Below are 10,061 nucleotides of genomic sequence, written 5' to 3'. Positions count from 1 at the left end.
CTGACCAGCGCGGCGGCGGCCGAGCCCCCAAAGGAACTGGTACGCAGATGTCTAACGCTCCCAATCAGGGGGCGCTCGGACTGATTGCGAGGTAACACGAACGCCGCGGCGGCGCTCCCCTGCATTGGGTTGTTGGGCGTGCGAAAGGATCGGAAAGAGCAAATCGAAAAAGACTTTTTGCGGGGTCTCTTACGTGACTTGAAAGTGGCAGGGTGTCCTGTCAGTGCCAAAGTTCGTAGGTTAATAAAGCAAGAGCTTAAGTCTGCCGCGATGGTAGGCGCGGCAGAGGAACGCTCGCGCACCTTGGCGCCTCTTCGGTCAATGGGTGATCGCCAAGAGAGGGACCGCCGCCGCGCCACCAAGCCGCGCTTTCAGAAAGCGAGCTGAATCATAGCCAAGGTTCTTAGGCGCGGCAACCTACTGCGAAGTGCGGATGGCCTCACCGGCGCGGCGGCGTCCGAGCACTCCGAGGATCGCGTACGCCGATGTCTAACGCTCCCGTTCAGCGGGCGCGGGAACGGCAATGGCCGAAGTGTGAGAACTGCGCTGCCCGCGCTCCGCTGCAACGGGTTGTTGGGCGTGCTACGAGGCAATCAAGATTCTCTGCTTCGGCCCTCTATCCAATAGACTTGCTTATGTCCCAAGCCAGTAAGCCTCTTCTCGATCATTGCAGCCTCCGCCCTATTTGGGGTCACTTCCACCAAGAATCTATTCCCATTGTCGTCCTCCCGCCATACTTCGTGTTCTTGAAATCGAATCCTTTGGTCCGTCCATAGTATTTCTGACCAACGGACTTCCAGCGCCTCGAGTATTTCCTCAAGATGTGAAGTCATCGCCTCGTCGTACAGACAAAAAATATGAATCGTATCTTCGGTCGGCTCGGGGCCATCAAAGAATTGCTCCAAGAGAAATTGTTGCCCTTGTGCCGTTTTCACCCCTGCCAGTTTAGCGGCCCCCAGGCCATCTTCGTGGATGTTCAAGAATGTGATGCCGAATTGCTTGGTAACATCCTCGACTGTTCGGCGGATCATCGCGGCAGGTCGATAGTCGCCTTTCTGCCATTCTTCTTCGTTAATTTGCGTTATTGACATCTCTGCTATGTACGCCCAACGCTCCGCATCACCGGGCCGGCGCACGGCCCTTGTTGATAACGTGAGACCTGCGCGGCGCCGGCTCCGCGTGCATGCGGTTGTTGGGCGGCGCGGTGAAAGGAAAGCATATGGCTAAACTTCCTATCCAACCGGCCTGCACCGATGAACACGGAGCCATCCGCTTTCGTGAAAACAAGGTTGCGCGTGCCCTTCTCGACAACGGCGGGCTGGATTAAACCGGCTTGCGCGGACGCTGCCGGGTTGCCGTGAAGATGGGCAGCAGTTCGCTCAGTTGGTCGGCTATTCGCTGCCGGGCTTTGGTGATCTGAGCTTGTGAGCGATGAAACATACGAAGCTGCCGACGCGATGGCGCGCGAGGGTCTTTCGGGAAAGGATGCTCGCATTCAACATCTGGAATCAATCGTTGAAGGTTTGCGTCAGGGCGTGCGCCAGAAGGCACCGCGTCTATTTCGCATCCATCCCGACGTATTTGCAGGCGTGACGCGAAGACGCCCAACGTGCCAATCAGCGGGCGCGAACGGCACCGGGAGGAGATGAGCCCACCGGCCCGCGCTCCGCTGCATGGGCCTGTTAGACAGCGCGTCCTTTAGAACGCCGCCGCGCCAACGAGCCGCGCCGTCTTCGTTTCGGTCAGATCATAAGTTGCTATTTCCGAGCGCGGCAACTCACCACGAAGAAGCGATAGCCTTACCAGCGCGGCGGCGGCCGTACATTCGGAGGAACTCGTACGCCGATGTCTAACGCTCCCAATCAACCGGCGCGCGAGCGGCCCTGGTAAGACTAACATGAACTGTGCCCGCGCGCTCGGTTGCATTGGGTTGTTGGGCAGCGCCCCGGGTCACCGAGAACGATATGACTCATGCAGAACCAAGCCAAGAACACCCGCCGGGAGCTTGGGGAGTCGGCGGCGATGTTCTCAGCTCCGGGTCACAGGCCCGAATAGAAACGGTCCTGTCATTGGTGACCTGCGGCCCGACGATGCTGGCAGCTACCCGCGAGACGACGAGGCCAGCGCCAAGCTTATGGCCGCCGCTCCAGATTCGCTGGATGCTTATCAGTGCATTCTCCGATGGAGGAACGAATGTGGTTTTGATGGCCAATGGCATCCGAGTATCAAGGCGAAGTGGGAGGCCGCATTTCTGAAGGCCACAGAGCCGCGCCGCTAGCGATGCCCAACGCTCCCGTTCAGCGGGCGCGGGAGCGGCACTCAGAGAAACCTTAAGAACTGCGCTGCCCGCGCTCCGCTGCAACGGGTTGTTCGGCGCGAGTGAGATGCTACAACCATTGTTCTTGATAGATTACCTCCCTCAAAACCTTGATCGCCAAAAGTGCTATTTCTTCAAGCTCCGCCTCATAGTACTCAGGCCGTTCTAGTAAATCAGTATCATCACCAGGATCATTTACATGAACCCATTTATTTCGGTACTTTCTTATTGTATGCAAGCCATTCTTCAGGTCAGATGGAAGTGACGATTGTTCAATCAAGGCATAGAATCCTAGATTCTTTGCCGAAGGGTTATCAATATATTCAAATCGAAGATGCGACTCTATTGCGGCCTGAGATACAAGAATGGTAGCTAGATAGGCCCCATTACAGAATGCTTCATCAGCATCCTTAATGAGTAAGGTTGACCACTCCGAAAGCATGACACCACCAATAAGTAATTCCTCATCAAGTTTGAGAATGTAGTTTTCTCTGTCCTCCATATTCATATGAGTCACCGCAGTTTGGGAGCAAGCGCCGAACGCCCCAATCAGCGGGCGCGCGAACGGCACTGCAAAGGAGCATGAGAGATGGGCGGCGCGCTCCGTTGCATTTGGATGTTAGACAGCGCGTCCACGGGACCGCCGCCGCGCCACCCGGCCGCGCCTTCAAGAGTCGTAGCGTATCATACGCGCCACTCAGGCGCGCGGCAACTCGCTGCGAGGAGCGGACGGCCTCACCGGCGCGGCGGCGGCCGACCACTCAGAGGAACTCGCACGCCGATGTCTAACGCCCGCGTTCAGCGGGGCCGTGAACGGCAATGGCCGAAGCATGAGAACTGCGCTGCACGGCCTCCGCTGCAACGCATTGTTAGGTTTCGTCCCAGTTATCTATTGCAAATCCTCAATTACATGTTCCATTGCAGCAACAGCAGAAAGAGCTGTACTTCGGCTGCAATTTATTTTCAAGCGTTCGGCTCTGCCGGGGTGGATCAAGTTACGAAAATCCTTTGCAATTCTACATTGATCCGCAGTGGTATTATCAATAACTTTCAAATCACGTGATACTTCAATTAGAGGGTTGAGAGTCCAGTTGAGTAAATCGTTGCCAGGACTCTTGGGAAGGCGCTTGGCAGCTACCAGATTAGTCACAGAATTTGTTATGTCTGTTGTGTTCTCTTGTTGTAGTGCCCAGAGTAAGAGTGCCTCTACTACAGAGCCTGCGATTACCGTGGATGGTTTCCATTCTCCATTGGTCAGTGCTGTATGAGCGGTACTTACATCTCGGCGCAGGCTGTCACGAAAATCTTTGTCAGTGATGAATGCTAACTCAGCAGTACCAATGATGGGAGCATCATCGGCGCATTTTGCTAGTGCAGAGCGGAGTAAGGTTATCGGGCTTAACTTGGGGAACCCTGGAGTGTATTTAATATCAAATGTGGGGCCGCGCGATGGCCACATTTCCAAAGCGTGCTTTAATGTCGTAAGGCTTGAAAAGAATGCCGCATAATCATTTCCTTCGAGAGTTATTAGTTCAGATGGGATTTGTTCTACAGCGTTAACAATCACTGCCACTATACCCGACTGGCCAACGTTAAGTGTTACATTGCCCGTAGTGCCATCAACCTGAACTGCCCAAGGAAAGATACTATCAATCAGCGCAACTGCTTGGCTTGGTAATACCCGCCCCATAAATCCTCCTTAATCGTTATTCATTATTAAAGCATGACATTATAGAAACCTAACGCTCCCAATCAGGGGGCGCGGAGCGGCGTTGGGAGAATAGCACGAACCGCGCTTCCCGCGCTCCCCTGCATTGGGTTGTTGGGCGTGCGGACGGGAAAGACGGGATTTAGGACACGACAAACAGAAACCCAGGTTGATGATGCCACCCGCTGGGTTTTGTTTGAGCGCCAGATAAGCCCGAATGCTCTTACAGATAGGATTGCGCGCCTCCCGCAGTTTGCGTCGCGACTCCGGAAGATGGACGCCTTCTGCAAAAGAGATGAAACCTTGCCGGGGCGTGAGCTTACGTTAGAGGAGGAGGGCCGCGCCATTGCCATCGGTTGTGTGTCGTTAAGTCAGCGCGGACTGGGCGGCGTATGGGCCGGGACGAGGCCTTAGAGGGAGCAGCCACATGGGTTGAAAATTCTCTTTCGGGTGAATCGAACGGGAGGACAACCGAGTTCGGTAGCAACATGTCTATGTGCTTCGGGCTGCAAAGAAGTCGGCCTGAGTACGCCCAACGCCCCAATCAGCGGGCGCGCGAACGGCACTCCAACAGAGCATGAGAGCTGGGCGGCGCGCGCTCCGTTGCATTGGGATGTTAGACAGCGCGTCCTTTAGAACGCCGCCGCGCCCACTGCCGCGCTTTCAAATTGCCTGGCCAAGCATTGTCGATGCTTCTGAGCGCGGCAACCCACGGCGACGCACGGACGGCACTGCCAGCGCGGCGGCGGCCGTGCACTCCGAGGATCGCGTACGCCGATGGCTAACGCCCGCGTTCAGCGGGGCCGCGTGTAACACTCCGATGTTGATGTGAAACTCGCTCCGCGGCCTCCGCTGCAACGCCTTGTTAGACCCTCTTTGCAGATTGGCAGTCCTTTATTCCTATTCTGGCGGATGTATCAAGACAACAGCAGAGCTTTGGCTCTCCCAAGCCTTCTTGAATTGTGAGATAGAGTATCTATGATTAGCCCCGCCCCTTTCGGCGCTATGTCCTGGATCATTTACATAAACATAATTGTCATCTATACCAATCAAGACCATGAAGTGGCGGCGATGCGGAGGGTCAACAAGCATATCAGTCCAACAGGGAACTATTACAGGATGGCCTAGACTCAATTCCTTGTGCAAATCATCGAGAGTCCAGTGATAATAAGCAACAGAATTAACAAAGGCACCGTATTCACGAGCTATGATTTCAAGCTGGGAAACATTCTTTGCCACACCATTGTAGTTCCCTTTAGCATCTCTAAATCTCTCTGTGCACCAATCATCGAGCGCCTTAATGTCTGCGACAGTAGGCACTGTTTTCTTGTAATAAGATATGACCATTAAGACACAAGTTTGTCCGCAGTTATTTGTCTCAGCCCATGTGCCTGGTGGAACCTGTGCTTTGAAAGGAACATTAAGTCGATTCGTGCCGCTTATCCCTCTAGGCTTATTAGTGGGAGTTGATATACGTGGTTTTTCGGGAGGCTGTGGCCTTGCTGATTCCGAATCTGAGGCTGAATGGGATGACATGGGAGCAGGTTGCTTTCGGATTGTTATAATAAAGTTCCCTCGGTTGTCTGATAACCCCTCCACTGCGTCATTAATCATTAGTTGGATGGTTCCAGAATCTTGAACAGTTATTGTTTTACTGCTCCCCGCCGTATATCCGCCTTCACCAACTTTCATGATTAAGGAGCCGCATTTGGCCCAGGGTAGTGGAAACCTAGAAGGGTTCGGTAGTGTTTCGGCCTCGTAAGCGGTGCCATCTGGGCCAACAGGCGGAAGACTCGAATCCCAAATAATACTCCCCTCCGCGGATATGGTGATTATGTCAGTTGGCTGGACTTGGATTTTGGTGTCATACCAGTTCTCACTCGCGGCCAACTGTACCTTCCACCTGTTTGGCCCTAGCTTGGTAATCTTAGACGGATTGGTAACCACTATTGAGGGTTCGCTTCTTGGCTGAGATTCTGGCTGTGGCTGAGGGTTTTGTTTGACTGGCGCTGAATTAATCTCCGAGCAAGTAATCCTTTTGGTTCGGGCGAAGCAAATATCAGCGGGCATGCTTTTGCCGATGGAGCTCCCCCCGCCCGTGCCAATACACTTAAATACCCTCCAAGGTTTCCCTGCGTACTTTACAATAGCAGCTACTAGCCACCCGTTATCCATCCACCGTTCCCAAGTGGGATTTGGGATCGCTGCAATTTGGCCTGTTGCATCTGATTGTACAACTCTCTTTCTCCTCTCTGCCGAGAAGCGGGCCTTTATAAAACCTTCCCACTCTTTCTGAACCATACCGTTCAGCCTTTCTGCCTCTGTCAAAGGGCGGGCGGGGGTAACATTCACCTCAATAGTACGATTCTTGCCCTGATATATGGCTTGCCCAACATATATCTCATCGAGAAAGTAATAATATGAGTCACCGCATCTGATCATTTGCGAATCCCAAAATCTGTTTGCTACTTCAAAGGCTGAAAGAGATGTAGGATATATGGCCAAGTCTGAATCTTTACTAGGTTCCGCTAAGAACTTATGGGGTTCGGCATGCTGCCGCAGAGACAGAGTAAAGCTAGTAAACAAAAAAATAACAAGTGCAAGTAGAAGTCTATTTCTCACTGATAACACTCCTTTCCAGTAGTCTCTCTTTGCATAACGATTTACCCGAAAGGGTCTAACGCCCGCGTTCAGCCGGCGCGGGCAACGGCATTAGGGGAGGTTTAAGAACCGCGCTGCCCGCGCTCGGCTGCAACGTATTGTTAGGCGCGGCACTTCATTCCAGGATATCTCCCCAAAATCTGTCTCGTTTGTGATGTCTGAGTTGTATCAGGACTCCCTCAATCAGTGCATCATAGGTCATTATTCTAATATCTTGAAAGTCATCATTCATCTGACCTAATAATAGTCGATCCGAGATCTTCGTTGAGCTTCGACGACCAGCAATCACAAGATATCGATCTATAAAACCATAGGCTATGCCCTTGCTTGATTCCTCCCTCATATAACGATTGTCTTCATCAAATATCTGCGGCGTTTCCTCGGTCAAGATTATTTGCAGTTGAGCTTTTAGATACATTCGATTATCTGTGACCCATCTTTTCCAGTCTTGGACTTGGCGAATGGCGTGAGTGAGAAATGAAGTTGGGTCACCTGATTTGGTAAATAAAGGCATATCGGCTCGCTCGATTTCAATGAAAGTAACTAATGGCTGAGGCCTATTCGAAAATGGATAACTGCCAATTGATATGAAATCTGGAATAAAAGCATCAGCAAGGCGAAACTTGCTCTTCACAATTCCATGCCAGCCAAGGAAACCTAGAAATATAGGATGTTCCTCAAGGAACACCTGAATTGCTTCCTCATGACCGCTTTGAAGCGCAGTTTCAAAGTTTAGAATATCGCCTGTAATAGTATCTTCGTTGAACTCAGTCATATATCTCCTTATGCTACATTTCAACTCATAGCACTAGCGCCTAACGAACACACATCACCGGGCCGCCGAACGGCCTCACCTGTACCCACATGAAGTGCGCTTCGGCGGCTCCGGTGCATGTCGTTGTTAGACTGCCCGCGAAGACCTCATTCTTGCTTCTGAGTTTGCACCTTCTTCGGCTCGAATTCGACTGATTTGATTACGCGCTCAAACAACTCATGTTCCTCCGGCTTGTAAAGCACCTTCGAAATGTGCATATCGACCCAGAATCCATCCTTCACGTACTCGGCGTACATATTCTGCTGTTTAACTGGCTGGCCTTGGAAAGTTGGCATAAAGAACTCGAAGTAACTCACATCACCGATTTCTGACTGGATAGCCTTCTGCGGTTTCTCCCATGACGGGTTGCCAAGTTTCCACACCATGTCCCGGCACGCTTTGCTGTCCTTGCAATCCTTCACCGGCTCGATGAAGAAGGAAAGCGATATTTTATTCTTTTCATCATACATCGAAAAATATCCCTGCCGGCCATCAGGGCTCACTTGCTGCTGCTCAACAACCAAGTTGCCTTTGGGCAGCGTGAGTGTCCAAGGCGCAGCCGGGACAGTGAACTTGAACCGTTGTTCGGCTAATGTCGCTGAAGCTACTGATAGCTGAAACAAGGCCAAGAGGAGACAGAAAGTTGTGAGTTGTTTGATAGAGAATTTGGCGGTTCTTTCTTGAGTCACAAGAATCCACTCCTTTCACAATCACCCGAGACATAAAATTACATCTGAACAGTGAGGCTGTCTAACGAACACACATCACCGGGCGCGCGAACGGCCTCACCAGCAACCACGTGAATTGGACTTCGCGCGCTCCGGTGCATGTCGTTGTTAGACGCCGGTATGAGCCTTAGCCTTTGTGGGATTGACTTGAAGACCTGCTTACGCGTGGGAACTGGCATCAGTTACTCGGGAAAAAGAAGGTCACTTCCTGAGATAACCTTCCGTCAGAGTTCCTTACCTGTATCTTCGTGTCGGGCTCTCGCCTGACTCCCTTGCCTGCTTTCTTTCCAATGAGTACTCTGGCTGGTTCGGTTTCGTCATTCTTAGTCTTTTGTTCCTCGCCGTTGAGCAGAATCTTTGCCCCGGCGTCAAAGTATTCGCCTCTAATCGTCAGCCGCTTGCCCTCTAAGTAGAGGGCAAAAATCCAAGGGGTGTCACTCGGCCTTTTGCCGAGACCATTGTTGGCATCAATAGTTGAGGGTCTCCCTGGATCGAAGGCCAATCTAGAGGCATTTTTAATTGGGAAAGCTGTCTCGCCCCAACTGATCCCCGCATCATCACTCCGGATAATTCCTTGCTTGGTTCCTAAATACAACGTAGACGAGTTCACCGGATCAACGACCAGCCCGCCTGTTAATCCATCCTGTCTTTCAAGTATGCTGGCCCAGCTTGCACCGCCATCCGTACTCCTGTAGAGCCTCGTAGCGGCGAGCGCATAAAGTACTGAAGAATCCGATGGGGCAATCCTAAGACCGGCTGCCTCGAACGGCACCCCCATATTCTTCCATGTGCTGCCAGCGTCGGTGGACTTAATCATTTGAAAGCCATCGTTGAAATAGAGAGTCGAAGGGTGATGTGGATCAATCTCAAAATTTCGGGTGATAACCACATCACCGAGTCCTATAGGGAGCAGGACATTCCAATGCTCGGCATCGTCGGTACTCCTATATATAGCTCTTAGGCTCATGACGTACAACGTTGCATGATTACTCGGATCGATCCTTATGCCTCCCACATAGTCGTTTTGCAGGCCGCTGTTGAAAGGGCGCCATGAGGCGCCGGCGTCGGTGCTCCTAAAAACCCCACGAGCGCCGCCCTCAAAACCGCCGCCAGAGGCATAGATGATCGAAGAGTTATCAGGGGATATAACCGGCGTGAACGTACCAAGGGTAATGATCCCAGTCGGTGTAATCCAATGCTCACCTCCGTCAGTACTTTTGAAGACGCCTCTGTCAGTCCCGGCGAAAACTCTACCTGGGATCCTAGGGTCCACCACTAGCGATGTAACCGATACACAAGGAAGACCTGGGTTTATGACGGACCAAGTAGCGCCAGAATCGGTGGATTTGAATATGGCACTGCCAGAATCTTCGTCCTGCGCCTTGATTGTGCCCATCACCGGAGCAAGGCTGCTACCAATAAGAAACACTAACGCCCAGACAGTTGTGTGCAGTTTCTTATGTGAATTCCGTTGACGCATCAGTATGCCTCCATTTCGGCCTATCAGAGATAAATAAGTACGGGCGGTGATTTCGCCTGAACAGAATCATACCATATAGCTCAGATGTCATATGGCCATGAAATATCCGCTACTAAATAACGCGAGGCGTCTAACGCCTGCGTTGACCGAGGCCGCGAGCCGCACTCAACCACCCATGACCACCCCGCTTCGCGGCCTTCGCGTCCAACGCTTTGTTGGGCGACGACCGCTAGCATAATCCCTGCGCCCCTCTCATGCCCCTCGCGCTTGTTCACGGCGACGGCAGGCTTTCTTCCTTGGCCTTCGATTGCATACCGCCGCCTCTGGCGAGGCGCCCATTCCGCCCCACTGAA

At 52.3% G+C, this 10,061-nt stretch carries 7 protein-coding genes; all 7 read right to left on the bottom strand.

The window, feature by feature from the left end; translation table 11 throughout:
- Window positions 1-593 precede the first annotated feature (593 nt).
- On the bottom strand, window positions 594-1,091 hold the full coding sequence (locus VJ464_02010; GenBank protein HKQ03879.1) for a hypothetical protein: 498 nt from the start codon (window positions 1,089-1,091) through the stop codon (window positions 594-596).
- A gap of 1,296 nt (window positions 1,092-2,387) precedes the next feature.
- A complete protein-coding gene (locus tag VJ464_02005) occupies window positions 2,388-2,825 on the bottom strand; it encodes a hypothetical protein (protein ID HKQ03878.1) in 438 nt (145 codons plus the stop codon).
- Between the two features lie 381 nt (window positions 2,826-3,206).
- Window positions 3,207-4,007 (bottom strand): hypothetical protein, encoded by an 801-nt coding sequence (locus tag VJ464_02000; protein HKQ03877.1) that lies wholly within the window; start codon window positions 4,005-4,007, stop codon window positions 3,207-3,209.
- Window positions 4,008-4,925: 918 nt separating this feature from the next.
- On the bottom strand, window positions 4,926-6,647 hold the full coding sequence (locus tag VJ464_01995; GenBank protein HKQ03876.1) for a LecA/PA-IL family lectin: 1,722 nt from the start codon (window positions 6,645-6,647) through the stop codon (window positions 4,926-4,928).
- Window positions 6,648-6,801: 154 nt separating this feature from the next.
- Entirely contained in the window at window positions 6,802-7,461 is a 660-nt protein-coding gene (locus tag VJ464_01990) for a Shedu anti-phage system protein SduA domain-containing protein (protein HKQ03875.1), read from the bottom strand.
- 146 nt (window positions 7,462-7,607) lie between these two features.
- Window positions 7,608-8,189 (bottom strand): hypothetical protein, encoded by a 582-nt coding sequence (locus tag VJ464_01985; GenBank protein ID HKQ03874.1) that lies wholly within the window; start codon window positions 8,187-8,189, stop codon window positions 7,608-7,610.
- A 217-nt stretch (window positions 8,190-8,406) separates the two neighbouring features.
- Window positions 8,407-9,708: a hypothetical protein gene (locus tag VJ464_01980; GenBank protein ID HKQ03873.1), complete on the bottom strand. Its 1,302-nt coding sequence runs from the start codon at window positions 9,706-9,708 to the stop codon at window positions 8,407-8,409.
- Window positions 9,709-10,061 lie beyond the last annotated feature (353 nt).

This window comes from Blastocatellia bacterium (genome assembly GCA_035275065.1).
In the GTDB taxonomy this organism is placed as follows: domain Bacteria; phylum Acidobacteriota; class Blastocatellia; order UBA7656; family UBA7656; genus DATENM01.
The sequence above is the reverse complement of the archived record's forward strand: the minus strand, read 5'-3'. Positions and strand labels throughout refer to the sequence as shown.

Excerpts from the sequence above, each read along its gene's own strand:
- VJ464_01980 (HKQ03873.1), bottom strand. The coding sequence starts at position 9,708 with ATGCGTCAACGGAATTCACATAAGAAACTGCACACAACTGTCTGGGCG.
- VJ464_02000 (HKQ03877.1), bottom strand. The coding sequence starts at position 4,007 with ATGGGGCGGGTATTACCAAGCCAAGCAGTTGCGCTGATTGATAGTATC.
- VJ464_02010 (HKQ03879.1), bottom strand. The coding sequence starts at position 1,091 with ATGTCAATAACGCAAATTAACGAAGAAGAATGGCAGAAAGGCGACTAT.
- VJ464_02005 (HKQ03878.1), bottom strand. The coding sequence starts at position 2,825 with ATGAATATGGAGGACAGAGAAAACTACATTCTCAAACTTGATGAGGAA.
- VJ464_01990 (HKQ03875.1), bottom strand. The coding sequence starts at position 7,461 with ATGACTGAGTTCAACGAAGATACTATTACAGGCGATATTCTAAACTTT.